At 66.4% G+C, this 24,042-nt stretch carries 21 protein-coding genes, 1 tRNA gene and 3 pseudogenes; 18 read left to right on the forward strand and 7 right to left on the reverse strand.

Annotated elements, in window-relative coordinates; translation table 11 throughout:
* Window positions 1–76: 76 nt before the first annotated feature.
* The 6 genes and pseudogenes from ACPYIS_RS11400 to ACPYIS_RS11425 form a co-directional block, all read left to right on the forward strand.
* Window positions 77–1,864 (forward strand): annotated as a pseudogene (locus ACPYIS_RS11400) (phage/plasmid primase, P4 family); the annotation flags it as partial.
* 138 nt (window positions 1,865–2,002) lie between these two features.
* Window positions 2,003–2,479 (forward strand): crossover junction endodeoxyribonuclease RuvC, encoded by a 477-nt coding sequence (locus tag ACPYIS_RS11405; RefSeq protein ID WP_424859149.1) that lies wholly within the window; start codon window positions 2,003–2,005, stop codon window positions 2,477–2,479.
* 1 nt (window position 2,480) lies between these two features.
* Window positions 2,481–2,690 (forward strand): hypothetical protein, encoded by a 210-nt coding sequence (locus tag ACPYIS_RS11410; RefSeq protein WP_241925296.1) that lies wholly within the window; start codon window positions 2,481–2,483, stop codon window positions 2,688–2,690.
* A complete protein-coding gene (locus tag ACPYIS_RS11415; protein ID WP_424859148.1) occupies window positions 2,683–3,102 on the forward strand; it encodes a DUF6362 family protein in 420 nt (139 codons plus the stop codon). Before ACPYIS_RS11410 ends, ACPYIS_RS11415 begins: the two co-directional genes overlap by 8 nt.
* On the forward strand, window positions 3,102–3,485 hold the full coding sequence (locus ACPYIS_RS11420; RefSeq protein WP_072756620.1) for a type II toxin-antitoxin system RelE/ParE family toxin: 384 nt from the start codon (window positions 3,102–3,104) through the stop codon (window positions 3,483–3,485). Before ACPYIS_RS11415 ends, ACPYIS_RS11420 begins: the two co-directional genes overlap by 1 nt.
* A complete protein-coding gene (locus tag ACPYIS_RS11425; RefSeq protein ID WP_055424142.1) occupies window positions 3,469–3,792 on the forward strand; it encodes a helix-turn-helix domain-containing protein in 324 nt (107 codons plus the stop codon). Before ACPYIS_RS11420 ends, ACPYIS_RS11425 begins: the two co-directional genes overlap by 17 nt.
* Window positions 3,793–4,050: 258 nt before the next feature.
* Here the strand turns inward: ACPYIS_RS11425 and ACPYIS_RS11430 are convergent, their stop codons facing one another.
* Together ACPYIS_RS11430 and ACPYIS_RS11435 are read right to left on the reverse strand one after the other, a co-directional pair.
* Window positions 4,051–5,547 carry an IS5 family transposase gene (locus ACPYIS_RS11430; RefSeq protein WP_425973569.1) on the reverse strand — a complete coding sequence of 499 codons (1,497 nt, stop codon included), beginning with the start codon at window positions 5,545–5,547 and terminating at the stop codon, window positions 4,051–4,053.
* A gap of 272 nt (window positions 5,548–5,819) precedes the next feature.
* Window positions 5,820–6,305 carry a DUF3489 domain-containing protein gene (locus tag ACPYIS_RS11435; RefSeq protein ID WP_425973599.1) on the reverse strand — a complete coding sequence of 162 codons (486 nt, stop codon included), beginning with the start codon at window positions 6,303–6,305 and terminating at the stop codon, window positions 5,820–5,822.
* Window positions 6,306–6,447: 142 nt separating this feature from the next.
* Here ACPYIS_RS11435 and ACPYIS_RS11440 point away from each other — a divergent pair, with 142 nt between their 5' ends.
* From ACPYIS_RS11440 to ACPYIS_RS11485, 10 genes are all read left to right on the forward strand, one after another.
* Entirely contained in the window at window positions 6,448–6,657 is a 210-nt protein-coding gene (locus tag ACPYIS_RS11440; protein ID WP_425973601.1) for a helix-turn-helix domain-containing protein, read from the forward strand.
* 66 nt (window positions 6,658–6,723) lie between these two features.
* The gene (locus ACPYIS_RS11445; protein ID WP_132963481.1) at window positions 6,724–7,962 is read left to right on the forward strand and encodes an IS256 family transposase; all 1,239 of its coding nucleotides are present in this window, start codon (window positions 6,724–6,726) and stop codon (window positions 7,960–7,962) included.
* A 219-nt stretch (window positions 7,963–8,181) separates the two neighbouring features.
* Window positions 8,182–9,144, forward strand: coding sequence for a XamI family restriction endonuclease (locus ACPYIS_RS11450; RefSeq protein ID WP_409710641.1), 963 nt, complete (start codon window positions 8,182–8,184; stop codon window positions 9,142–9,144).
* A gap of 2 nt (window positions 9,145–9,146) precedes the next feature.
* Window positions 9,147–10,730: an Eco57I restriction-modification methylase domain-containing protein gene (locus ACPYIS_RS11455; RefSeq protein WP_425973603.1), complete on the forward strand. Its 1,584-nt coding sequence runs from the start codon at window positions 9,147–9,149 to the stop codon at window positions 10,728–10,730.
* A gap of 3 nt (window positions 10,731–10,733) precedes the next feature.
* A complete protein-coding gene (locus ACPYIS_RS11460; protein ID WP_425973605.1) occupies window positions 10,734–12,206 on the forward strand; it encodes a DUF3375 domain-containing protein in 1,473 nt (490 codons plus the stop codon).
* A 24-nt stretch (window positions 12,207–12,230) separates the two neighbouring features.
* The gene (locus ACPYIS_RS11465) at window positions 12,231–12,920 is read left to right on the forward strand and encodes a DUF4194 domain-containing protein (protein WP_143969622.1); all 690 of its coding nucleotides are present in this window, start codon (window positions 12,231–12,233) and stop codon (window positions 12,918–12,920) included.
* A complete protein-coding gene (locus ACPYIS_RS11470; protein ID WP_425973607.1) occupies window positions 12,913–16,326 on the forward strand; it encodes an ATP-binding protein in 3,414 nt (1,137 codons plus the stop codon). Before ACPYIS_RS11465 ends, ACPYIS_RS11470 begins: the two co-directional genes overlap by 8 nt.
* The gene (locus tag ACPYIS_RS11475) at window positions 16,323–17,546 is read left to right on the forward strand and encodes a DUF3322 domain-containing protein (RefSeq protein WP_425973609.1); all 1,224 of its coding nucleotides are present in this window, start codon (window positions 16,323–16,325) and stop codon (window positions 17,544–17,546) included. Before ACPYIS_RS11470 ends, ACPYIS_RS11475 begins: the two co-directional genes overlap by 4 nt.
* A gap of 192 nt (window positions 17,547–17,738) precedes the next feature.
* On the forward strand, window positions 17,739–18,083 hold the full coding sequence (locus tag ACPYIS_RS11480; RefSeq protein ID WP_424859139.1) for a hypothetical protein: 345 nt from the start codon (window positions 17,739–17,741) through the stop codon (window positions 18,081–18,083).
* A 63-nt stretch (window positions 18,084–18,146) separates the two neighbouring features.
* Window positions 18,147–18,692 (forward strand): TetR/AcrR family transcriptional regulator, encoded by a 546-nt coding sequence (locus ACPYIS_RS11485; RefSeq protein WP_424859138.1) that lies wholly within the window; start codon window positions 18,147–18,149, stop codon window positions 18,690–18,692.
* A gap of 216 nt (window positions 18,693–18,908) precedes the next feature.
* Here the strand turns inward: ACPYIS_RS11485 and ACPYIS_RS11490 are convergent, their stop codons facing one another.
* From ACPYIS_RS11490 to ACPYIS_RS11505, 4 genes and pseudogenes are all read right to left on the reverse strand, one after another.
* Complete coding sequence (locus ACPYIS_RS11490) at window positions 18,909–19,382, reverse strand: universal stress protein (protein WP_424859137.1); 474 nt, start codon at window positions 19,380–19,382, stop codon at window positions 18,909–18,911.
* Window positions 19,383–19,467: 85 nt separating this feature from the next.
* Window positions 19,468–19,836 carry a YbaN family protein gene (locus tag ACPYIS_RS11495; protein ID WP_424859136.1) on the reverse strand — a complete coding sequence of 123 codons (369 nt, stop codon included), beginning with the start codon at window positions 19,834–19,836 and terminating at the stop codon, window positions 19,468–19,470.
* Window positions 19,837–19,891: 55 nt separating this feature from the next.
* Window positions 19,892–20,710, reverse strand: a pseudogene (locus ACPYIS_RS11500) (sigma 54-interacting transcriptional regulator); the annotation flags it as partial.
* 162 nt (window positions 20,711–20,872) lie between these two features.
* Window positions 20,873–21,049 carry a hypothetical protein gene (locus tag ACPYIS_RS11505; protein WP_425973611.1) on the reverse strand — a complete coding sequence of 59 codons (177 nt, stop codon included), beginning with the start codon at window positions 21,047–21,049 and terminating at the stop codon, window positions 20,873–20,875.
* A 76-nt stretch (window positions 21,050–21,125) separates the two neighbouring features.
* Here ACPYIS_RS11505 and ACPYIS_RS11510 point away from each other — a divergent pair.
* Window positions 21,126–22,085, forward strand: a pseudogene (locus ACPYIS_RS11510) (IS481 family transposase); the annotation flags it as partial.
* 789 nt (window positions 22,086–22,874) lie between these two features.
* On the opposite strand, the gene ACPYIS_RS11515 reads toward ACPYIS_RS11510, so the two are convergent.
* Window positions 22,875–22,947: transfer RNA gene (locus ACPYIS_RS11515), tRNA-Asp, on the reverse strand.
* A 471-nt stretch (window positions 22,948–23,418) separates the two neighbouring features.
* On the opposite strand from ACPYIS_RS11515, the gene ACPYIS_RS11520 reads away from it, so the two are divergent.
* A complete protein-coding gene (locus ACPYIS_RS11520; RefSeq protein WP_144327684.1) occupies window positions 23,419–24,042 on the forward strand; it encodes an AcaB family transcriptional regulator in 624 nt (207 codons plus the stop codon).

The following is a 24,042-nucleotide window of genomic DNA, read 5'->3' on the forward strand; positions in this document are numbered from 1 at the left end:
CGCCATCCCCCGGCACCCGCCGCCCCCCCGGCGTTGGTGCACCGACGCACCTTTCTCGGGGCCGCGGTATGCGCGCCGGCCCTGGCCGTCGCCGCCGCCAGCGAAGGGGCCCACGCCGCGGCCGCTGTACAACCAGCCGGGGATCCAGGACGCCGCCCAGGTCGTGCCGGTCGAGGGCGAGAAATGCGCCCAGGCCTTGATCGAGCTCGGGATCGTGGCCACCACCGCGATGCACGGGGCGAATGCGCCCGTGGACAAGACCGATTGGTCGCCGCTGGCGGGCAAGGCCGTCTTGGTCTGGCCTGACCGCGACAAGCCGGGCTGGGAGTACGCCGTGCAGGCGGCCCAGGCGATTCTGTCGGCGGGCGCGAAGACCTGCCACATCCTGTACCCGCCCGAGGAAGCGGCGGACGGCTGGGACGCGGCGGACGCCGTGATGGAGGGCTTCGACGTCGCGGCCTTCCTCGCCCACGGTCCGCGTGTGCAGGTGCATGACATTGCGGACCCCGGCGAGCCGGTGATCGGCGCGGACGAATCGGTGTGGGGTACCGAAGATGCCCTGGCGCTGGCCTTCACCCGGCGCTACCACCGCGACTGGCGCTACGTGGCGGCCTGGGGCCGCTGGTTGGTGTGGGACGGTCGGCGCTGGCGCAACGAGGAGACGCTGGCGGCCACCGACTTGATCCGCGGTGTCTGCCGACACGCGGCCCTCCAGGCCGACAACCCGAAGCTGGCGGCCAAGCTGGCCACCTCCGGCACCGTCGGCGGCGTCGAACGCCTGGCTCGCGCAGACCGACGCCACGCCGCGACCACCGCCGAGTCGGACGCCGATCCCTGGCTGCTCAACACCCCAGGCGGCGTGGTCGACCTCAGGACGGGCCGCCTGCGCGCACACGACCGCGCCGACCGCATGACCAAGATCACCACCGCCACGCCGGCCGGCGACTGCCCGACCTGGCGGCGCTTCCTTGCCGAAGTCACCGGCGGCGACGCCGACCTGCAGGCCTACCTGCAGCGCATGGTGGGCTATTGCCTCACCGGCTCGACGGTGGCGCATGCGCTGTTCTTCCTCTACGGCACCGGCGCCAACGGCAAGTCGGTGTTCGTGAACACCTTGGCCACGATCCTCGGCGACTACGCCACCAGCGCGCCGATGGACACCTTCATGGAGGCGCGCGGCGACCGGCATCCGACCGATCTCGCGGGCCTGCGCGGGGCGCGCTTCGTCTCCTCCATCGAGACCGAGCAGGGCCGGCGCTGGAACGAGTCCAAGGTCAAGGCCATCACCGGCGGCGACAAGGTCTCGGCGCGCTTCATGCGCCAGGACTTCTTCGAGTACACGCCCCAGTTCAAGCTGGTCATCGCCGGCAACCACAAGCCCGCGATCCGCAACGTGGACGAGGCGATGAAGCGCCGGCTGCACCTGATCCCCTTCACCGTGACCATCCCGCCCGAGCGGCGCGACGCCGGGCTCACCGACAAGCTCCTGGCCGAGCGCGACGGGATCCTCGCGTGGGCGGTCGAGGGGTGTCTGGCCTGGCAGCGCGAGGGGCTCCAGCCCCCGGCCAGCGTGGTGTCGGCCACCGCCGAGTACTTCGACGAGGAGGACGCCGTCGGCGACTTCCTGGACGAAGAGGCCCAGCGCCACCCGCAGGCCCGCGTGGCCGTGGCCGACGTGTTCCAGCGCTGGCAGGACTGGGCCGGCCGGCGCGGCGAGTACGTGGGCACGAGCCGCTGGCTCGCGCAGCAACTGGCCAACCGCGGCTTCGAGCGCACGCGCATCCACGGCGGCGTCAAGGCCCTGGCGGGCCTGGCCCTCAAGCCCAAGGACTACGGCACCCGACTGCCGTACCGCGACGACTGACCACCCACGGTGACCGAAGGTGACCCGTCCAAGGATTGAGTCTCTTTACGCGCGTACGCGCGCGCGGGCGGAAGGGATATTCCCCACGGCGGTCACCTTCGGTCACCGGCATGAGAACACGAACGAAGGACTGCAACGATGACAGCAACGATTCTGGCCCTCGACCTGGGCACCACCACCGGCTGGGCGCTGCGCGACCGCACGGGCCGAATCACCAGCGGCAGCCAATCCTTCAAGCCGCAGCGCTTCGAAGGCGGCGGCATGCGCTACCTGCGCTTTGGCCGTTGGATTTCTGAAATTCAGACATCGGTTTCTGAACTTCAGTTTTTGTACTTCGAGGAAGTGCGCCGCCACGTCTCGACCGACGCGGCCCACGCCTACGGCGGGTTCCTCGCCACGCTCACGGCCTGGTGCGAGCACCACGGCATTCCCTACCAGGGCGTGCCGGTGGGCACGATCAAGAAGCACGCCACCGGCAAGGGCAATGCGAGCAAGGACGAGATGATGGCGGCCGTGCGTGCGCGCGGCTACCTGCCCACCGACGACAACGAAGCCGACGCGCTGGCCCTGCTGCACTGGGCCATCCAGCATCACGACGCGGCGCAGGAGGCGTGAGATGGACATCCCGACTCCTCGCTACCGCTGCCCGCTGGGGCGCCTGCAGCCCGAGCCGATGGACGTGGAGGCCGTCAAACGCCGCGGCTGGCGCGAGCAACGCCTGCTCGTCGTCTGCCTCGACGATGACCGGCTCGATTGGACGGAGCGCGAGCTGATCCGCCGAATCGGCGAGCGGCTCTACGGTGCACGGGAGGCGCGCCATGGCTGAGTGGACCGTCGAGCGTGTGGACGAACGCTTCCGGGAGGCGGCCATCACCGCCCACCGCCTGCCGCCCGTGCGCGTGCAGGGCTACTTCAACACCTGGCCCGCGATCCGGCGCATGCCCTGGGAGACGCTGGGGGCCGAACCGGCGATCCGGCGCTTCCCGCCCAGCCCTGAGGCTATCGAGCGGATGCTCGAGACCATGCGCTGGGTCTTGTGGCTGGAGGAAGAGGAACGGCATCTCGTGTGGATGCGCGCCGAGCGCCACCGCTGGCGCGACATCTGCGCCCGCTTCGGCTGCGACCGGACCACCGCCTGGCGGCGGTGGCAGCGGGCGCTCTCGATCGTGGCCGACCGTCTGAACGGAGAGCAAGGAACTTCTCGACACATGGTGCCACTAAGTGGCATACTTCGCTAATGAGAAGAGTCTTCAAGACGCGCCACTTCGCTCGTTGGATGCGCAAGACCGAACTGACAGACGCCGGGTTGTGTCAAGCGGTCGAGGAGATGGCCGCGGGCCTCATCGATGCCGACCTGGGCGGTGGCGTGGTGAAAAAGCGCGTGGGCTTGGCTGGCCGCGGCAAGCGTGGTGGCGCGCGCACCTTGATCGCCACCAACAAGGGCGATCGCTGGTTCTTCGTCTACGGCTTCGAGAAAAACGAGCGGGCCAACATCGATGACGAGGAACTGGAAGCGCTGCAGGATCTGGCCGCCGATCTGCTGGCCCGTCCCGCGCGCCAGTTGGATGAATCCGTTGCCGACGGAACATTGCAGGAGATTTGCCATGACAAACGAGCCTAAGTCCAAGAGCCGCCTGCTCGAAGCCGTTCACGAAACGGCGCGCGACCTGCATCGCCTGGGCTTCATCGACAAGCGCAAGATGCGCAAGTACGACGCGCTGTGCCTGGAGCCGGTGCATGAATACGACGCTGAGAAAGTGCGCGCCTTGCGCGAACGCCTGCACTTGAGTCAGGCCGTGCTGGCATCGGTCCTCAACACCAGCGTCTCGACCGTGCGCAAGTGGGAAGTGGGCGACAAGAAGCCCAGCGGTCCCTCGCAGAAGCTGCTCGACCTCATCGAACGCAAGGGGCTGGAGGCGGTGCTCTGATGGGGTAGCTCTTCCAAACCCATGCGCAACGTTGATGAACGCAGGGCGCGCTGACAGACAGTTTCGGACTGGATGCAAATCCGGGGTCGTTCAGGGGTGCAACAAAGCAGGCCGATCAGGGGTAGTATCTCGGCTAACTTCTGGACAGCGGCGTCGGTCGAGGAAGCCGCCCGGGCATCGACGGGTCCTTCCTGGCCAATAGCCCATGCGGGGGGCGCGAGCGCGGCGCTTTTCTAGTCGTCCCTGAAAAATTCATTTTCACGCCGCCCTTAGCCGCAGCTGGGCAGGGTTGGCGCCACTGGTCTCGGTTGGCCGCCGCTGGGCGAGCCACCGGCCGATGAGGCGCACGGCCGCAATGAGGCGCAAAAAAGCTCGCCTCAAGAAGGGCACGCCCTTGTTGGCGATCATGCGCAGCAGCCAGCGGATGTTGTAGCCCGCCGCGCACAGCACCGCGTGCAGCCGGTCACCCTGCTCGCCCTTGAGGTGGCACCTGTCCATGCGGTGATCCTGCTTCAAGTGCCCGATGACCGGCTCGATGGCCTGGCGGCGCTTGAGCAGTCTGCGCTCCTCGTGCGTCAGGCGCTTGATCTTGCCGCGGTGCACCAGGCGCACATCCGCAATGTCGGCCTCCACCCCGCGGTAGCCCAAGTCGGCATAGGCCGTGTTGGGCTTGATGCCGCTGTCCTGCATCAGGATCGTGGCCTGCTCCAGCTGCGCTTGCAGCGTGTGCCCGTCGTAGGGGTTGCCATGGAAGGCCCGGGCTCCGACGATGAGGCTGTGCTTCAGGGTGCTGGCAATGCCGACCTTGACGCCGAACTCGTAAGGGCAGCGGGCCTTGCCCTTGTTGATGCACTCCACCTCCGGCGCGTGCCAGGCGTAGAGCTTTCGAGTCCCGTCGGCGGTCTTTCGGTTGGCAGTCTGCGCCACCAGACGCGCTGCCTTGTTGAGGGTGTGGCCAAGAGCGCTCTGGATGGCCTGCCCCAGGCGGCTGGCCTTGCGCTCGATCTCCCGCTGCAGCCTGGCCACGATGGTGCGCTGACGCTTGATGACCCGGCGCATGCGCGCAAACTGCCGCGCGTGCGCATAGCGTCCTGCCTTGCGGGCCAGCTCCTTGCCTTCCTTGGCAAAGGTCTGCTTCAAGGCGATGCCGGCGGCCTTGGCCGCCTCCACCAGCTTGGTGCGTGCCGTCTCCAGCAGCCGGCTGTCGGTCGGATGGGCCACCGCCTTGGGTTGTACGGTGGTGTCCACCACCACGCGCTTGAGTTCCTGCGGCTTGATGAGTCCGGTTTCCACCGCCACGTTGATCGTCTGCGCCAGGAGTTCTTCCACCCCCTCCTCGCCCAGCAGCCGGCGAAACTTCACCAGCGTCGTGGCGTCACACGGCAGCCGGTCCTCGTAGTAGGCCAGACCCGAGAAGTACTGCCAGCGCGGCGTGTCGCGCCAACGCTCCACCACCCCTTCGTCCGACTCGTTGAAGGCGTGCTTCAGATACAGCAGCGCGATCATCACGCGCAGCGGCACGCGGGGTCGGCCTGCGTTGGACGCCCGAGCTGCGCGCACCGGAGATTCGCCAAAGAGGTCCAGATCGGGCATGGCCACCCCAGAGCGCGCTTTGCGCATGAACAGGTGCGACAGCCTTGCTTCCAACTCCTGCCACGGCATGCGTGAGGACAACACCGCCAGCGGATGGCGCAGGTCGATCATCTGATCGAGCCGGGCGCGGAAGAAGTCCTCGGTGGCGGGGCAGGCAAACATCGCAAAACTCCCAGAAAACGGCGCATCAGACCATCAAATCTGGGGGAAATTGTACTCGCAAACAGACAATAACACAAGAAAAATCATGAGGTTATGAATATTTCAGGGGCGACTTTCTAGCGTCAGACTGCAAACCGAGGTTTGCAGGGTTTGCGGTTTGCAGGCCAGCGCTGCCGCCACGGCCAGCGACCGGAAGGACGGCCAGGGTACGCATGTTGTGCGTACCCCAAGGGCCGGACCTGAACTCCGACCCCTTGCGGCGCGGCCGACCGTCAGTCGATGCGGTACACGCGCTCGCCGGCGGCGTTGCGCGTCAGTACCACGTTCAGGCCCAGGCGCTTGCGCAGCAGGCCCGAGATCGCGCCGCGCACGGAATGCGGCTGCCAGCCGGTGGCCAGCATCAGTTGCAGACTGGTTGCCCCCTGCGGGCGGCGCAGCGCTACCACCAGCGCGGCGAGTTTGGTGCCAGGGCGCACCGGGATGCCCTCCAGAAGTTGGAGGTCGTCGGTGGTGTCGCACTTCGCGACGCCATCCGGCGGCACAGGCCGCTGTTGGCCGATGGCCGCGTAGCCCGCGTCGGTCAGCACGTGGTAGCCGTCGGCGGGCTCGATCCAGCCACGATCGAGCAGCGCAGTCAGCACCTTGACCCGTGCGCCACCGCGCAGCGTCTCAGGCGGAATCACTTGTCCATCGGCGCGGTGGGCGGCAGTGCGTAGCAGCAGGGCTTGAGTCGGGGTGAGCTTGGGGGTCGTGTCCATGGGGGCCTCCGGAGTGATCGCTACGCCCCGATTCACGCGCAGCTCCGCCCCGAAGCCAAGCTTGGGAGCGCATTTCCCAGCTGATAGACTTTCATCCGGTTTAATCCACTTGAGGCGCTTCCAGTTGGCAAGCGCGGACACCATGACCACAGAACCGTGGGTTTCCGTCGAGCAGGTCGCGCAACACCTGGGCGTGGCCAAGGACACCGTGTACCGCTGGCGGGAACACCGCGGGCTGCCGGCGCACCGCGTCGGGCGTCTGTGGAAGTTCAAGCTGTCCGAGGTGGATGAGTGGGTGCGCGCCGGGGGCGCGGACGAAGAGAACAACGAGCGTTCAGGAAAACCGACATGACCGTCACCCTGAGGGTGTCAGGATTTTTGTGTGAGGGGCCTACCATGACGACTTCCAGGAGCCCCCATGCCACGCAAGAAGACCACCCCCGCCGCGAAGCCGGACGCCATTCTTCCCGACGAGCTGCTTGAGAAGCTGATCCCCGGACCGATGGACGCCGCCGGCGTCGAGGCCGTGTTCCAGAAGCTGAAGAAGGCCGTGATCGAGCGCGCCTTGGGGGCTGAGCTGGGCGTGCACTTGGCCAGCCCCGAGGGCGGCTGCGGGAACCATCGCAACGGCCGCAGCGGCAAGACCGTGCTGACCGACGGCGGGCCGCTGCGGATCGAGGTGCCCCGCGACCGGGCCGGCAGCTTCGAACCGCAGCTGATCCCGAAGCATGAGCGCCGGTTTGCCGGCTTTGACGACCGGATCATCTCGATGTATGCCCGCGGCATGTCGGTGCGCGAGATTCAGGGCCATCTGGCCGAGATGTACGCCATCGAGGTGTCAGCGGAGTTCATCAGCGCCGTCACCGACGCGGTGATGGCCGAGGTGGGGGCCTGGCAGGCCCGGCCGCTGGAGCCGATGTACCCGGTGGTGTTCTTCGATGCCCTGCGGGTGAAGATCCGCGAGGACGGCGTGGTGCGCAACAAGGCGGTGTATCTGGCCTTGGGCGTGCTGCCGGACGGGACCCGCGACATTCTGGGGCTTTGGATCGAGAACACCGAAGGCGCGAAGTTCTGGATGAAGGTGTTCAACGATCTCAAGACCCGCGGGGTCACGGACCTGCTGATCGGCGTGGCCGACGGCCTGAAGGGCCTGCCGGAGGCACTGGAGGCGGTGTTTCCGGCCACGACCCTGCAGACCTGCATCGTGCACCTGATCCGCAACAGCCTCGACTATGCGAGCTGGAAGGACCGTAAGGCGCTGGCCGCGGCGATCAAGCCGATCTACACCGCACCGAGCGCGGAGGCCGCCGAGCGCGCGCTGGACGCGTTCGAGGCAGGGCCGTGGGGCCAGCGCTTCCCGACCGTGGTCGCGGCCTGGCGGCGGGCGTGGAGCCGGGTGATCCCGTTCTTCGCGTTCCCGCCCGAAGTGCGGCGGATCATCTACACCACCAACGCCATCGAGAGCGTGCATTCGCGGTTACGCAAGATCATCAAGAGCCGCGGGCACTTCCCAAGCGACGAGGCGGCCACCAAGCTGATCTGGCTGGCCTTGCGCAACATCACCGCGGACTGGAAGCGGGCGAGCAAGGAGTGGAAATCGGCGATGAACCAGTTCGCGATACTATACGGCGACCGCTTCACCCTCGCACCACGCTGAACGACACGAGGACAGATTCAGAAACCGCCCCACACACAAAAAACAGGACATCCCCGTCACCCTTGCAGACCTGCTGAAAGACAGCGCCTATCGGCTCGACCAGTTCAAGCCCGAACACATCGCCGCGCTGGAGGCAAGCATAGCGATGAAAAGAAGGCCTGAAGATCCGCAACACAGCATGTTGCCCGCCCGCTAGATGGCACTACTGGAGGTATCAGCATGGCTGTCAATCTCGACAAACCTCACAACTGGAAGGCCGACGTGGCGCTATCGGTCGATATGTATAACGACTGGTTCATAAATTTTGCGCCAGATGCGTTTCGCACCACGCGAATTCAGACTACCAAGGACGTTGAGGCAGCGCTTCGCGCCACCGGGAACCTTACCGACGTGCGGCCGGCGGTGCTGCGCAAACATCCCGAGATCCTGCCGACGCTTCGGATGTCCACATGCCCACCGTTGGCAGTAGACCGTCTCATTGGTCTGGCAGGCGCTTCCCCCAACCTCGTCAAGTGCATGGAGCAGGAGCAGCGGCTGCCGGTGCGGATGTCGGTCACCCAGGCCGACCGTGAGCTCGAAAAAATCGCTGCCATCATCGAGCGCCTCGCTGACCCCGACATCTTCGTGTGGATCAAACGCGAGGCGCCAGCGACCGAGGTTGAGATTCACCGAGCGGCCACCATCGTCGCCGACCGGCTGTGCGGCGCCGTCGCCAACCCCATTATTCGTAATGCTCAGGAGAAGCGGCAGCTCGCCGCCATCAAGGCCTGGCTGGAGCAGCGCGGCTACAAGCAGCTTCCCGCTGGAGATGGAACCAAGTTCAACGCCATGCCCGCTGGCACGTTCAGCTTCCGCCTGAACGTGCCGGTCAAGCTGGAGGGCGGGGTGCAGTCGGTCAACATCCCCATTGATGCGGTCATCATGCCAAAGACCGCTAAGGCCAAGGACATGCCGCTGTTCTTCGAGGCGAAGTCAGCGGGCGACTTCACCAACACCAACAAGCGCCGCAAGGAAGAGGCGGTCAAGATGGCCCAGCTTCGCAGCACCTACGGTGACGCCGTGCGCTTCAACCTCTTCCTGTGCGGCTACTTTGATAGCGGCTATCTCGGCTATGAGGCAGCCGAAGGCATCGATTGGGTGTGGGAACACCGCATCGATGACCTCGCGCTGTTCGGAATCTGACCATGCCCAGCAAGAACGACCAGCTCGAAGAACGCCGCTGCGCCTTACAGGCGGCGCTCGACGGCCACAAGACTCAGGCCGAGCGCAACAAGCTCGGCCAGTTCGCAACGCCCACACAGCTCGCCCGCGACGTGCTTGCCTACGGACTGAGCCTGTTGCCTCAGGGCGAAGCGGTGCGCTTCTTCGACCCGGCTATCGGCACTGGCTCGTTCTATTCGGCCTTGAGGTCGACCTGTCGACGCAGACCCGTCGCTTGGGCGCGCGGCTTTGAGATTGATGCGCACTACGGACAGCCAGCGCTGGATCTGTGGCAGGGCTCGCCACTCGAAATCACCCTGGGGGATTTCACGCGGCAGACACCGCCGGCCGCTGATGCCGGCCGAGCGAACCTGCTCATCTGCAATCCGCCTTATGTGCGCCACCATCACCTGAGCGGCGAAGAGAAGCTGCGCCTGCAGGAGGCAGCGCGCAGGGTGGCACACGTCGAGCTGTCCGGCCTGGCTGGCCTCTACTGCTACTTCATGGCACTGTCGCACGACTGGATGAGTGAGGGCGGCGTTGCCGGATGGCTCATCCCGAGCGAGTTCATGGATGTCAACTACGGCAAGGCCCTCAAGGCATACCTGCTGCGCGAGGTAACGCTGCTGCACATCCATCGCTTTGACCCCAACGATGTCCAGTTCGATGACGCGTTGGTGTCCTCGGCGGTAGTCTGGTTCAAGAAGCAGAAGCCGCCGGCTGGCCATGAGGTCACGTTCTCCTATGGGGGGACGATGCAGAAGCCGGCACTCATCAAGAACGTGAGCGTGCAGGACCTGGAGCGGGCTGAGAAGTGGACGCGCTTTCCTAAGCAGGACGCCGAGGCTGTCCATGAGGGCTACCGGCTGGGCGACTTGTTTGCCATCAAGCGAGGCCTGGCCACCGGCGATAACAGCTTCTTCATCCTTGATGAGGAGCGCGTGCGCTCCCTGAGCATCCCGCCGCAGTTCTTGCGTCCTATCCTCCCGAGCGCGCGCTACGTCAAGGACGACGAGATCATGGCCGACGCGCAGGGGGTGCCGCTGCTGGACAAACGCCTGTTTCTGCTTGACTGCGACCTGCCGGAAGACGAGGTGCAGCGTCATCATCCGGCGTTGTGGGCCTACCTTCAGACAGGGTTAGAGCACGTTGCTCCCCGCTACCTTTGCCGCTCGCGGCGGCATTGGTATGCGCAGGAGCGACGCGCCGCCGCCCCCATCGTCTGCACCTACATCGGCCGGAGTGACCATGACGGCAGGCCATTCCGGTTCTTGCTAAACCACAGCAAGGCCATCGCTACGAATGTCTATTTGATGCTCTATCCACTGCCGCCGCTTGTCGAACAACTCCGTCGTAACCCAGATGTGTTGCGCATCCTGTGGCAGCAACTCAACGCTATGACCCGAGAAACGCTCTTGGGGCACGGCAGGGTTTATGGAGGCGGAATGCATAAATTGGAGCCCAAAGAACTGGCCAACATCCCGGCAGACACTCTTGCAGCAGTAGCCGGGCTTGCAGAGAAGCATGGCAACCGTCAGTTGGAGTTGGCAGGAATGTTCTCTCAATAGGCCATGGACCACGCCACGCTCGCCGCCTTACGCGACCGCCACCCCGCCTGGCGGCTTCTGGCTTCGCCGCACGCGCCGCTGGTGGCGAGCTTCCTGCACCGGGTGTTCGTGGCGCCCAACGTGCGCGTGATGAGCGAGGCCGATCTGGCCGAAGCGCTGGAGGACGAGCTTTACTCTTTACGCGAGCAACTGGGGACAGAAGCCTACCCTAAAGCGGCGCGGGAGTATCTCAACGACTGGGCCGCGCCGGACAAGGGCTGGTTGCGCAAGTTCTACAAGCCGGGCACGGACGAGGCGCAGTTCGATCTGACGCCGGCCACCGAGAAGGCCATCGCCTGGCTGGTGTCGCTCACCGAGCGGCCCTTCGTCGGCACCGAATCGCGCCTGCTGACGCTGTTCGCGCTCTTGGAGCAGATCAGCGCCGGCACCGAGGCCGACCCGATCAAGCGCGTGGCCGACCTGCGCGCCAAGCGCGACGAACTGGACGCCGAAATCGCCCGCGTGCTGGCGGGCGACGTGCCGCTGCTGGACGACACGGCGGTCAAAGACCGCTTCTTGCAGTTCCAGCAACTGGCGCGCGAGCTCTTGGCCGACTTCCGCGAGGTGGAGCACAACTTCCGCCAGCTCGACCGCAAAGTGCGCGAGAAGATCGCGCTGTGGGCCGGCAGCAAGGGCGCGCTGCTCGATGAAATCATGGGCGAGCGCGACGCCATCGGCGATTCCGACCAGGGCCGCAGCTTCCGCGCCTTCTGGGACTTTTTGATGTCCAGCCGTCGGCAGGAGGAGCTCTCCGAGCGGCTCGACCAGGTGCTGCGGCTTCCCGCCGTGGCAGAACTGAAACCCGATCCGCGCACCCGCCGCGTGCACCACGATTGGCTGGAGGCCGGCGAGCACACGCAGCGCACGGTGGCGATGCTCTCGCAGCAGTTGCGCCGCTTCCTCGACGACCGGGCCTTTCTGGAGAACCGCCGCATCCTGGATCTGTTGCGCAGCATCGAGACCCAGGCGCTGGCCCTGCGCGATACCGCCCCCGTCGGTACGGTGATGCATATCGACGCGATGGGGGCCGACATCGAACTGCCGCTGGAGCGGCCCTTGTTCACCCCGAGCCTGAAGCCGCGTCTGGCCGATCTCGCCGTGCTGGCCGGTGATGACGATGTTGACACCGCACGCCTGTTCGATCAGATCGTCGTGGACAAAGCCCGCCTGCGCGCCACGGTGCAAGCCGCGCTGCGCCATCGCCCGCAGGTGACCCTGCGCGAACTGGTGGAGGCCGAGCCGCTGCGCCAGGGCCTGGCCGAGCTGGTGGCCTACCTGGAGCTGGCCCATGCTACCGATGGCAGTGAGACAGCGAACGGTTGGCGAGTCGTGGTGGACGATAGCCATCCCGAGACGATTCGCTGGCAGAGCACCGATGCTGCGGGCCACGCCGTGATGCGCGCGGCACGCCTGCCCCGCGTGATCTTCACGCGCTGATGTCCGCCGCAGGGAATGAGGAACATGAACGAAGCGCTCGATGACGACGGCCCGATGGACACGCCGCCCGGCGTGCCAGCCGCGGTGCCCGAGCTGTCGCAGCTCATGGTGCAGTTGCTCAAGGGCGTGCTGTATCGCGAAGATGACGAGCGCTTGTGGGCCAGCCTGCTGCGCCTGCAGGCGCGGGTGCGCGAACAGGCCGCGGTGCTGCTGCTCGATCTGGTGCTGGACGAGGCCGAGGGCTATGCCTTTTTGAAGAGCCGCCCGGACGCCGACGAAGCGGAGGGCGCGCCACGCCTGCCGCGGCTGGTGGCACGCCGGCCGCTGTCTTACTCGGTGAGCCTGATGCTGGCCTTGCTGCGCAAGCGCCTGGCCGAGTTCGATGCGGGTGGCGGTGACACGCGCCTGGTGCTCGCGCGCGAGGACATCGCCGAGATGATGCGGGTGTTCCTGCCCGAGGGCCCCAACGAGGCCCGGCTGATGGACCAGGTGGACGCGACGATCACCAAAGTGGTGGATCTGGGCTTCCTGCGCCGGCTCAAGCCCGCGGCAGGCAGCGCGCAAGACCCGGGCCGCTATGAAGTGCGGCGCATTCTCAAGGCTTTTGTGGATGCGCAGTGGCTGGCCGACTTCGATGCGCGGCTGGAGGTTTACCGCACGGCGCTGTCGGGCGGCGCGGGTCTTGGTGCCCGTCAGGAGAAGGCCGATGCTTGAGGCACCGACGCTCGGGCTGGACTTCGTCGCCGACGACAGCCGGGTGGGCTTTCGGCTCGACCGGCTGGAGGTGCTCAACTGGGGCACCTTCGACCAGCGCGTCTGGCGGCTGGCGCTGGCCGGACGCAATGGCCTGCTGACCGGCGACATTGGCTCGGGCAAGTCTACGCTGGTGGATGCCATCACCACCCTGCTCGTGCCAGCACATCGCGTGGCCTACAACAAGGCCGCCGGGGCGGATGCGCGCGAGCGCTCCTTGCGCTCTTACGTGCTCGGCCACTACAAGAGCGAGCGCAACGAGGTGACCGGCACGGCCAAGCCTGTGGCGCTGCGCGATGCGTCGAGCTACTCGGTCATCCTCAGCGTCTTCCGCAATGAGGGCTACGATCAGGCCGTGACGCTGGCCCAGGTGTTCTGGCTGAAGGACCCGCAGGGCCAGCCGGCGCGCCTGTTCGTGACCGCCGAGCGGGCGCTGGCCATCGCCGAGGACTTCAGCGGCTTCGGCAGCGACATCGGCGCCCTGCGCAAGAAGCTGCGCGGCGCCGGCTGCGAGCTGTTCGACAGCTTCCCGCCCTATGGCGCCTGGTTCCGCCGACGCTTCGGCATCGAGCATGAACAGGCCCTTGAACTGTTCCACCAGACCGTCTCGATGAAGTCGGTGGGCAATCTCACCGACTTCGTGCGCAGCCACATGCTCGAGCCCTTCGACTCGGGGCAACGCATCGAGGCGCTGATCCGCCATTTCGACGATCTGGACCGGGCGCATCAGGCGGTGCTCAAGGCCAAGCGGCAGGTGGAGATGCTCACGCCCTTGATCGAGGATGGCCATCGTCATCAGTCGCTGGCCGCCGAGATTCAGGGCTTGCGGGAGGCGCGCGATCAGCTGCGACCGTATTTCGCCAAGCTCAAGGGCGAGCTGCTGGACCGCCGCCTTGACCTGCTGGCGCAGGATGCAACCAGGCTGGATGCGCAGATCGAGCGTCTCGACGCACAGCGCGAAGCCGAGCGCATCGAGGTCGGCCGTCTGGAACGCGCCCTGCGCGACAACGGCGGCGATCGCCTGGAGGAACTGGCAGCAGAGATTCGCCGTCTTGAGCAGGACAAGACGCAACGCAAGCAACGCGCCGACCGCTATCGCGACTTGCTGACGCGCATCGACGAGACGGCGCCGGGGGATGAAGCCGGCTTCCTCGCTCAACAGCAAAGCATTGCCCAGCGTGCCGAAGACTTGCGCGAGCGCATCGCCGACTTGGACAACCGCGAGCGCGAGGAGGACTTCGCGTTTCGCAAGGGCCGCGAAGAGCACGCGGCCTTGTCCGACGAGATCGACAGTCTCCAGCGTCGCAAGAGCAACATCGACGCCGCCCAAGCTCGCATTCGCGAGGCGTTGTGCGCGGCGTTGGGCATCGGCGAGGACGAGCTGCCTTTCGCGGGCGAACTTATCCAGGTGCGTGACGACCAGCGCGATTGGGAAGGCGCCGCCGAGCGGCTGCTGCGCGGCTTTGGTCTTGCTCTGCTGGTGCCGGACGCGCACTACCAGGCCGTGGCGGACTGGGTGGACCGCCAACATCTCGGCGCCCGACTGGTGTACTTCCATGTACGGCAAAGGAAGGGGGCGCAAGGCGGGATGCTGCATCCGCAGTCGCTGGTGAGAAAGCTCCAAATCAAGCCGGACTCGCCGCTCTACGGGTGGCTGGAGCAGGAACTCAAAAACCGCTTTGACTTCGCCTGCTGCGACACCGGCGAGCAGTTCCGCCGCGAGGGCCGCGCCATCACGCGCGCAGGGCAAATCAAGGACCCGAGCGGTCGCCACGAGAAGGACGACCGCAGCCGGATCGACGACCGCAGCCGCTACGTGCTCGGCTGGAGCAACGCCGACAAGCTGCGGGCCTTGCGCGACCAGCGGGAGCGTCTGGAGGCAAGGCTCGCCACACTTGGGCAGCGCCTGGGCGAGATCCAGCAAGCGCGCAACGAGCTGCGGGGGCGGCTGGAGGCACTGAGCAAGCTGGAAGAGTTCACGCGCTTTGCCGAAATAGACTGGATGAGCCCGGCGCGCCAGATCGCGCTGCTCGCCGAGGAGCGCGTGCGGCTTGAAGCCGCATCCAACACGCTGCAAGAGCTGGGGCACCAGCTCAAAGCGGCGCAAGGCCGGCTCGCGGAAACGGAACGCAAGCGCGACGAGGCCCGAGACAAACGCGCTGAGGTCGCAACCAAGCATGCGACGGCGCAGGAACTGCGGAATCAGACGGTCCACATTTGGAACGACTCGCCGCTGACGGAGGAGCAGATCGAGCACCTGGATGGATATCGTTCGAAGGCGCTGGGCGAGCATCAGCTGTCGGTCGAGTCCTGCGACAACCGCGAACAGGATGTGCGCAAGTGGCTGCAGGATCGCATCGACGCGGAGGACAAGCGCCTGGCCCGTCTGACCGAGCGCATCGTCAATGCCATGCGCGGCTTCAAGGAGGCGTTCAAGGCGGAGACCGTCGAGATGGACGTGAGCCTGGCGGCGCTGCCGGAGTACGAGCGGATGCTCACCGGCTTGAAGAACGACGACCTGCCGCGCTTCGAGGCGCGCTTCAAGGAGCTGCTTAACGTCAACACGATCAACGAGATCGCCAACTTCAACGCCCAGCTCGCCCGCGAGCGCGAGACGATCAAGGAGCGCGTCGATTTCATCAACCAGTCGCTCCAAACCATCGACTACAACCCCGGCCGGTACATCAAGCTGGTGGCGCTGCCCAGCCCGGATGCGGAGATCCGCGACTTCCAGCAGGATTTGCGGGCGTGCACCGAGGGCGCGATGACGGGCTCGGCCGACGAACAGTATTCGGAAGCCAAATTCCTGCAGGTCAAGGCCATCATCGACCGCTTCCGAGGTCGTGAAGGGCTGTCGGACGCCGACCGGCGCTGGGCCGCCAAGGTCACCGACGTACGCAACTGGTTCCTGTTCTCGGCCAGCGAGCGCTGGCGCGCCGACGGGGCCGAGCATGAGCACTACTCGGACTCAGGAGGCAAGTCGGGCGGCCAGAAGGAGAAGCTGGCCTACACCGTGCTGGCCGCGAGCCTGGCCTACCAGTTCGGGCTGGAGTGGGGCGCGGTGCGCTCGCGCTCCTTCCGCTTCGTCGTCATTGACGAAGCTTTCGGGCGCGGCTCGGACGAGTCGGCGCAGTACGGGCTGCGCCTGTTTCAGCAGCTCAACCTGCAGCTGTTGATCGTCACGCCGCTGCAGAAGATCCACATCATCGAGCCCTTCGTGGCCAGCGTGGGTTTCGTGCACAACGAGGGCGGGCGCGACTCGCGGCTGCGCTGCCTGTCGATCGAGGAGTACCGGGCGCAGAAAGCGGCAGATACCGTGGACGGGATGGCCGAATCCCAAGCCGCCGGAGACGGCGCGGCGCTATGAGCTGGACCACGCCTGCCGATCTGCGCGCCCAGGTCCAACGTTTGTGGGATCGGGGCGACTTGCTGCGCGCGGCGGTGACGGACACCGTTTTGTGGCCGCTGCGCCTGAATCTTAAAATCCCGTCGTCTGCCGACCTGTCCGACCGCTTCGAGGCCGTGCGAGAGTGGGTGTGCACCATCGCCAATACCCCTCAGGTTCGAATCGAATGGCGCGAGTGGAACCACCGCGTCCAAGGGACGCAGCGGCTTCCTGTGGCCGTCTGGCTCGACACCCTGCAGGACGCCTTGGCCTTCATCGGCAAGGCACGCCAGGCACAGCGGTTCGAGGCCGTGTGGCAGCAGACGGCCGCCACCCAGCCCGTGTTGCTGGCCTGGTTGTCTCGGCGGCCGCTGCAGGCGCTGGCCTTGGCCGACCGCTGGGGGCGTCTGCTGGCCGTCGTCGCATGGCTGCAGGCCCATCCTCGACCGGGCGTGTACCTGCGCCAGGTTGACGTGCCCGGCGTGGACAGCAAGTTCATCGAGGGCCACCGAGGCGTCTTGGCCGAGTTGCTGGACCTGGCTCTGCAACCCGAAGTCATCGAGCTTGACGCGACCGGCGTCGCGCAGTTCGCGCGCCGATTTGGCTTCCTCGACAAGCCCGTCCGGATTCGGTTTCGTCTGCTCGACCCATCGCTGCCCAGCCTTCCGGGCTGCCTATCCTCACCGCAGAGCCTGCCCGACATCACGCTGGACGCCGCGAGCTTCGCGGCGTTGACGCTACCGGCCCGGCGCGTCTTCATCACCGAGAACGAGACCAACTTCCTCGCCTTCCCGCCGGCTGCGGGTGCCATCGTCGTCTTCGGTGCAGGCTACGGTTGGGAACCGCTAGCGCGCGCCTCGTGGCTGCATCGATGCGAGTTGCACTACTGGGGCGACATCGACACCCACGGCTTCGCCATCCTCGACCATCTGCGTGGTTACTTTCCGCACGCGGCGTCCTTCCTCATGGACCGTGAGACTCTCCTTGCCCACCGCCTGCACTGGGGCGAGGAGCCCGACCCTGCGCGCCACGACCTGGCGCGTCTCACGGCCGAGGAGACGGCGGTCTATGACGACCTCCGATTCGATCGCCACCAGCCCCGGCTGCGTCTGGAGCAGGAGCGGGTGGGGTTTGGCTGGTTGTGCGATCGACTGGCCTGTCTCCCCTCGGGAGCCCCCGTGGCCCCGTTCCCTCGCTCGTAAGCTCGGGAGCCGCTTTTCCGCTGGGTAAACTACCCGCCACCAATACCGAAGGCCCCAGCGCGCGATCACCTCCTCGGCCAGCCCCCCATAAAGCGGGCCGATCCACCACGGGGGACTGGGCTGGGCCGACTGGGCGTGCGCCAGGGCCAGCCAGGCCGTGCCCAAGTGCGGCGCCCAGAGCCGATCCAGCCCGTGCACGAGACCGCCCACGCACGCGCCGAGCAGCGCGACCCCCGCCCATGTCTGGCCACGCGGGCAGGCACCGGTGCCGGCCAGCGCGCTGCGCAAGCCCACCCGATGGGCCACGGCCGCCCCCACCGCGCTGGCGGCCAGCACCAGCAGCCCGGGCTGGACGATCAAGACCGCCCGCTGGGCCCAATGCGGCAGCGCGGCCCACTGTGCGGCCAGATCCGCGGGCACGGCGGGCAGCGGCTGGCCCAGCAAGGCGAGCACGCCCACCCAGCCCACGAGGGCCACGGGCCAGGTGCGACGCCCCCAGGAGGGATGAGCGGCAGCTTGCATGGGATCGATCGGTGAGGCTTCAGAGTGGGGTGTCGCCGTTATCATACGACCGTATTGATATCGACAGGAGGCGATGGCATGGGCCGCCCCCGCTCCATTGACCGAGAGGCGGTGCTCGACGCCGCAGACATGTTGGTCCGGCGACACGGGGCCTCGGCACTGACCATCGATGCCGTGGCCCAGGCAGCAGGCATCAGCAAAGGGGGGGTCCAGTCGTGCTTCAGGACAAAGGCGGCATTGATCGATGCGCTGTTCGAGCGATTCGGGCAGGCCTATGACCGTTGTTATCGCGAGATGACGGGCACCGACGCCTCGACCATCGGCAAGGTGCGTGCCCACGTGGCTGCTACTTTCGGATCCGACGACCTCTCCAGCGCCAAGGCCGCCGGCTTGTTGGCTGCGCTGCTGCAGTCGCCGCGAGATCTGGAGGGCGTGCGCCAGTGGTATCGGGAACGGCTGACCGGACTCGATCACACGAGCGCCGAGCAGCGCCGCGCCTGGATCGCATTCTTGGCTGCCGAAGGCGCGTTCATGCTGCGCCACTTCGGCTTGGTGAAGATGAACAAGCAGCGATGGCGCGCGATCGAAGCCGAGTTGCGCGCGCTGCTGGCAAGCGCGTCATGAACGGACACCGGTCCTTTCTTGCAGCGAAGCGGTCTGTTGACTTTGGCGTGAAGAACTGGACATTTCGGGCGGCAGGTCAGACATGCATTTCGGGGGCACGCTCGCCGCTATTGTTCTTGGTGGAGCCGGTGCGGCAATCAGGGGTGCATCGACCACGGTGCCGCTTGTGAGCGTCTGCTCATCGTTGAATGGGCCGTCACTGCCCGCGATGACCCGTCAATCCACGCCTGGCTCGTCCAGCGCCTCGGCGGCCGCGTCGGGTTCGGGGGGTTTGACGATGGTGACGGGCACGGGGGCGTCGTCGAGCACTGCGCGCGAGACGGAGCCGAAGAGGCCGGCGCGCAGCGCGCCGATGCCGCGGGCGCCCATCACGATGGCCTGGCAGCCATGGGTCTCGGCCAGCTCGATGAGCGTGTGGGCCGGGTCGCCGCTGGCGATTTCGCTGTCGAAGGGCAGCCCGGCCTCGCGCAGCAGCGTTTCGGCGCCCTCCAGGGCATGACGGCCCGCGCCCTCGGCCACACCTTCGAGCACCTCGGCGTCATGCACGGTGACCACCTCGTACAGGGTGGGCGGCTCCTGCACGTTGGCCAGCACGAAGCGGGCCTGCAAGCCGCTGCGGGCCAGTTCGACGGCATGGCGCACGGCCCACAGCGAGAGCTCGGAGCCGTCCACAGGCAGCAGGATCTTCATGATGCTCTCCCGGGTGTTGTGGGTGTGCGTCCTTTCTACCCCAGAAGCCCCTTGCCTGCCCAGAGGGGGATCAAGCAGGCCCCGCTCAGGCCTCGGGGCGGCGCCACAACCACAGGGCCACGCCCAGCAAGACGAGGTAAACCGCGCCGCGTATCCAGGGCGCCACGGGGCTCCACCAGAGGACGGTGGCGCTGCCTAGCATCATGGCCGTGGCCAGCCATTTGGCCCGGCGGGGCACGGCGCCGCGCTCGCGCCATTGACGGATCACGGGGCCGTGCCGCGGGTGGGCCAGCAGCCGGGCCTCCAGGCTGGGCCACCCACGTCCGCCGGCCCAGGCGGCCAACAGCAGGAAGGGCACGGTGGGCAGCACCGGGAGCACCACGCCCACCAGCCCCAGCAGCAGCGACACGCTGGCCAGCGTGCGCCAGAGCAGGAGGCGGGTGTGTCGGATCATCGGCAGCGCTCACACGGGCGGAGGTGGGCCCGATGGTAGCCCGGACGGGGTGGGCTCACTTCATCCCCAGGCGGCGTGCGAGCTTGTGCAGGTTGCTGGCATCCAGACCGAGGGTGCGGGCGGCCGCGGCCCACTGGCCGCCATGGGCCTGGAGGGCCCGTGCGATCTGTTCACGTTCGAAGCACGCCACCGCTTCCCGCAGAGGGCGCAGCGGCTCGGCAGGCGCCGGGGCCGCCGGCGAGGGCGGGGCGCCCGGCGAGGCCGCCTCGGGGCCGTCGAGGTCGAGCAGTTCGGGGGGCAGGCTCACGATGTCCTGGCGTGCAGCACCGCGGCTCACGGCCTTGAGCGCGGCGCGGCCGATCACGTGCTCGAGTTCGCGCACGTTGCCGGGCCAGGGGTAGCGCAGCAGGGCGTCCTCGGCCGCGGGGGTGAGGCGCAGGCTGCGCAGGCCCAGGCGGGCGCGGTTGAGTTCGAGGAAGCGGCCGGCGAGCAGCAGCACGTCCTGCTCGCGCTCGCGCAGCGGCGGGATGGGCACCGGGTAGACGGACAGGCGGTGGTAGAGGTCGGCGCGGAAATGGCCGTCGCGCACCTGGTCGCGCAACTGGCGGTTGGTGGCGGCGATGATGCGCACGTCCACGCGGCGCGGGCGGTCGGTGCCCAGGCGCTGGATCTCGCCGTTTTGCAGGGCGCGCAGCAGCTTGGCCTGTACGGTGAGGGGCAACTCGCCCACTTCGTCGAGGAAGAGGGTGCCGCCGTCAGCGGCCTCGAAGCGGCCCGGGCGGTCGGTGGTGGCGCCGGAGAAGGCACCGCGCACATGGCCGAAGAGTTCGCTCTCGGCCAGCGATTCGGGCAGGGCGGCGCAGTTCACATGCACCGCTGTGTTTAGCCAGACCAAACGGGCGGTTCGTGGGGGAATGAGTGCGGCGAGGGGGTGGGCGCGTCGGGTTGGAGATGTCGCCGCGCGCAGGCGAAGAAGCGCGCAAGATCGTGACCGTCCCCCGACGTGGACGGCCACACGCAAAACAGGCGCAGTCGGTTATTGGCCTTGCTCGACCTTATCGGGGCCGCCCATGACGCGCCGGAGCATGGCGCGAACGTGAGACAGCGACGGCACGGTCGGCGGCTCGCTGGCTCCCCTCAGCGCCTGGATGTCCTCGGCATCGACGAGGACTTTGCCGTCCGGTGTCGGGTCCCGGATGATTGGTTGCTGCATAATCGACGAGGCCTGCTGATGGGCCGCGAGGTGCTGCGGGCCGTGCTGGCAAGATCATCCGTCCGGGAGGCGTAGCATGCTGATCACCTTGCACAAGAATGCCACCACCACGCCGGCCGTGCGCGCGGCCATCCAGCAGTCCTCGGCCAGCGACTACGAGCTGGCCCGGCAATACGGCGTGAGCCGCCAGACGATCCGGCGCTGGCGCAAGCGCGACAGCGTGTTTGACGCCAGCCACACCCCGCACCGGCTGCAGACCACGCTCAATGCCGCGCAGGAAGAGTTGGTGATCTATCTGCGCACGCAGCTGAGGCTGTCGCTGGACGATCTGCTGGCGGTGGTGCGTGAATTCATCGAACCTGGCATGAGCCGCTCGGCGCTGGACCGGCTGCTGCGCCGACGAGGCCATTCGCGCCTGCCGGCCCCGGAGGTCCCTGCGCGCGCGTCCAAGCCCTTCAAGGCCTATGAGCCGGGCTATGTGCACCTGGACGTGAAGTACCTGCCGCAGATGGCCGATGAGACGGCCCGGCGCTACGTCTTCGTGGCCATCGACCGGGCCACGCGTTGGGTGTTCATCGCCATCAAGAGCCACAAGACGGCCGCAGCGGCCAAATCCTTCCTCAACGCGCTGCACAAGGCCGCGCCGTTCAAGATCCACACCCTGCTCACCGACAACGGCCGTGAGTTCACCGACCGCCAGTTCGGCTCCAAAGCCAAGGACGCCTCGGGGCAGCATGCGTTCGACGCCCTGTGCGAAGCCCTGGGCATCGAGCATCGCTTGACCCGGCCGAAGTCGCCGCAGACCAACGGCATGGTCGAGCGATTCAACGGGCGCCTTGAGCAGGTGCTGCGCTCGCACCACTTCAACAGCGCCCAGGACCTGGCCACCACGCTGCACCGCTACGTGTGGCTGTACAACGAGCACCTGCCCCAGAAGGCTCTGCAGCACCTCACGCCCCTCCAGGCCATGAAACGATGGCGCAGCTCCCATCCGCATCTGTTCTCAAAACAGGTTAGGAATCATCCGGGACCCGACACCTACGTTTTCAATCTTCATTTTGGTCTCCATGGAAATATCCCTGGAGACACCTATCCCCTTGCGGGGATGAGATGCCCCGCAGGGGTTGAACACAATGCCCGCTTGCGCGAGCAACCTTGGTGCTGTTTGTTTAGGGCGGCCAGCTACCGCCATGTGGCTCATGGTTACCCAGGAGCAACAAAGCTGGCTTTCCACGGCACACTTGTTCCAGCATGCCCTGGGAAGCCCCGTATCTGGTACGGGGCGCCCGACTCAATCAGCGCAGTCCCAGCGCCCGAACGATCGGGCGGCTGATGACGTATCCCGAGACTGCGCACATCGAGAGGATCAAAAGTGTCATGGCGTTTCCTTGCTGGGTAGATGGACTGACCCGCAAGGCTGCCCGGCTTTTCGCGCGCCCGGACAACCCCGCAGGCCGCAAACCCCATCTGCAAGGGTCTGTGGCCTGCGGGATTGCCCCGCAGACGCTTTTGCTTACCGGAGTCCCAGCGCCCGAACGATCGGGCGCGAGAGAACCCAGCCGGTGATGCAGCAAGCTACGATGACAAGTGCCATGATGGCCTCCAAGAAAACGCGGAGGCACCACGGCCCCTTGCGGGAGCGTGACGGCCCCCGCAGGGTTGAGAAATCTTCCTGGACAAACGAACGCCCCGACATGCGGGGCGTCGCTCCCAGTCTATTCGGCAAACCCCTTCTGGGGAAGGGGCTGTCACCCCATCCGCTGACAGCGGATGTGTCTGCCTTATTGCCGGTGCCAATATTACAGCACCCGTGGTGTCTGGGGAATGGAGCGGACGGGATTCGAACCCGCACCAGCCAGGGTGACAACCTGCTGCTCTGCCAATTGAGCTACCGCCCCAACGGGACGAACTGGTATCCGCCATGCGCGTTTGTCAGACGCACGGATACCGTCCGCTGGCGGCCTTCCAAGCCGCCCGCCGTTCTTTGGAGAACCCCTTCACGCAGGCTCACGGGGCGCGCTGCCTCAAGCCTCGTCCGCTCATAACGGACAAGGCGAGGTCTTACGGTCTCGCGCCCAAGCCATCACCACAATGTCCCGTGGATCAGGGTCGGGCGAGATGCGCCCCTCTCTTTTCTCTACTCGCCGCCACGCATGGCGCGGTCGGCGTGTCTTTGATGCTGCTTCTTTCAAGTCCCCAGCTAGGACACGCTCGCGGCACTAGGCACAACGAAACGATGTGATCATGCTACACCGGCGCTCAGCGGTGTCAAGTCTCTAATCGTGACATTTTTGGTCGCGTTTCGGAACTAGCCACAAGGCCCTGCTCTGGGTACGATATTGTCGCCAAGATCAGCGAAGGAGCACGGCATGGCAGCCCAGGAACCACCTCGAAACACCCCCGACAACCGCAAAAGTCTCCCGTATTTCATCCAGAAAGTTCGTCTTCAGTCCTTCCACGCACAGCAAGTGTTCGAGCGTGGATTCGAGACATGCGCGAATGCAATCTTTTCTCTGTCGGTCGTGCTGCGCATCGTCGGCACCGAAGAGCAAGCGCGCGAAGTCGAGGGCATCATCGACGAGCGGATGAATAAGGCGTTCGAGGATATTCGCGCAGAGATCGCCCGCCTGGAAAAAGTCGCCGAGAATAACGGTATCGAGTTCGCTGGTATCGAATACTCGAATCCAAAGGACATTGAGGCCAAGATCACTTCCCCTCGCGCCGTGCGCTATGTCGGCATCGTGCGCGAGTTCGATGCACTGGTCTCCAAGCTCGATGCGCTGTGGCTGTCGGGCGTGATCCCAGACAGCACCTATTCGGCCAGCATTTACGAGTGGAAGCGCCGCCTGCTCCGTCTGGCTGGCTCGGTGCGCAGCATCGCCAACCGAGCCATGATCGCCGCGCGCAAGAAGGATGCAGCGGGCGATGTTCAGGTTGCAGAAGGGGCGGCCAGCGAGATCAAGGCCGTCGATCCCGAACAAGCTGCCGCGTAG

Origin of the sequence: Tepidimonas sp. HKU78, from assembly GCF_049860815.1 — a bacterium.
Classification (GTDB): domain Bacteria; phylum Pseudomonadota; class Gammaproteobacteria; order Burkholderiales; family Burkholderiaceae_C; genus Tepidimonas.

Bases quoted from the DNA above. Each gene is read 5' to 3' on its own strand.
- ACPYIS_RS11470 (WP_425973607.1), top strand. From the start codon at position 12,913: ATGCTTGAGGCACCGACGCTCGGGCTGGACTTCGTCGCCGACGACAGC.
- ACPYIS_RS11465 (WP_143969622.1), top strand. From the start codon at position 12,231: ATGAACGAAGCGCTCGATGACGACGGCCCGATGGACACGCCGCCCGGC.
- ACPYIS_RS11420 (WP_072756620.1), top strand. From the start codon at position 3,102: ATGAGAAGAGTCTTCAAGACGCGCCACTTCGCTCGTTGGATGCGCAAG.
- ACPYIS_RS11410 (WP_241925296.1), top strand. From the start codon at position 2,481: ATGGACATCCCGACTCCTCGCTACCGCTGCCCGCTGGGGCGCCTGCAG.
- ACPYIS_RS11430 (WP_425973569.1), bottom strand. From the start codon at position 5,547: ATGTTTGCCTGCCCCGCCACCGAGGACTTCTTCCGCGCCCGGCTCGAT.
- ACPYIS_RS11455 (WP_425973603.1), top strand. From the start codon at position 9,147: ATGCCCAGCAAGAACGACCAGCTCGAAGAACGCCGCTGCGCCTTACAG.
- ACPYIS_RS11495 (WP_424859136.1), bottom strand. From the start codon at position 19,836: ATGATCCGACACACCCGCCTCCTGCTCTGGCGCACGCTGGCCAGCGTG.
- ACPYIS_RS11485 (WP_424859138.1), top strand. From the start codon at position 18,147: ATGGGCCGCCCCCGCTCCATTGACCGAGAGGCGGTGCTCGACGCCGCA.
- ACPYIS_RS11445 (WP_132963481.1), top strand. From the start codon at position 6,724: ATGCCACGCAAGAAGACCACCCCCGCCGCGAAGCCGGACGCCATTCTT.
- ACPYIS_RS11460 (WP_425973605.1), top strand. From the start codon at position 10,734: ATGGACCACGCCACGCTCGCCGCCTTACGCGACCGCCACCCCGCCTGG.
- ACPYIS_RS11415 (WP_424859148.1), top strand. From the start codon at position 2,683: ATGGCTGAGTGGACCGTCGAGCGTGTGGACGAACGCTTCCGGGAGGCG.
- ACPYIS_RS11425 (WP_055424142.1), top strand. From the start codon at position 3,469: ATGACAAACGAGCCTAAGTCCAAGAGCCGCCTGCTCGAAGCCGTTCAC.
- ACPYIS_RS11505 (WP_425973611.1), bottom strand. From the start codon at position 21,049: ATGCAGCAACCAATCATCCGGGACCCGACACCGGACGGCAAAGTCCTC.
- ACPYIS_RS11490 (WP_424859137.1), bottom strand. From the start codon at position 19,382: ATGAAGATCCTGCTGCCTGTGGACGGCTCCGAGCTCTCGCTGTGGGCC.
- ACPYIS_RS11440 (WP_425973601.1), top strand. From the start codon at position 6,448: ATGACCACAGAACCGTGGGTTTCCGTCGAGCAGGTCGCGCAACACCTG.
- ACPYIS_RS11475 (WP_425973609.1), top strand. From the start codon at position 16,323: ATGAGCTGGACCACGCCTGCCGATCTGCGCGCCCAGGTCCAACGTTTG.
- ACPYIS_RS11405 (WP_424859149.1), top strand. From the start codon at position 2,003: ATGACAGCAACGATTCTGGCCCTCGACCTGGGCACCACCACCGGCTGG.
- ACPYIS_RS11435 (WP_425973599.1), bottom strand. From the start codon at position 6,305: ATGGACACGACCCCCAAGCTCACCCCGACTCAAGCCCTGCTGCTACGC.
- ACPYIS_RS11520 (WP_144327684.1), top strand. From the start codon at position 23,419: ATGGCAGCCCAGGAACCACCTCGAAACACCCCCGACAACCGCAAAAGT.
- ACPYIS_RS11450 (WP_409710641.1), top strand. From the start codon at position 8,182: ATGGCTGTCAATCTCGACAAACCTCACAACTGGAAGGCCGACGTGGCG.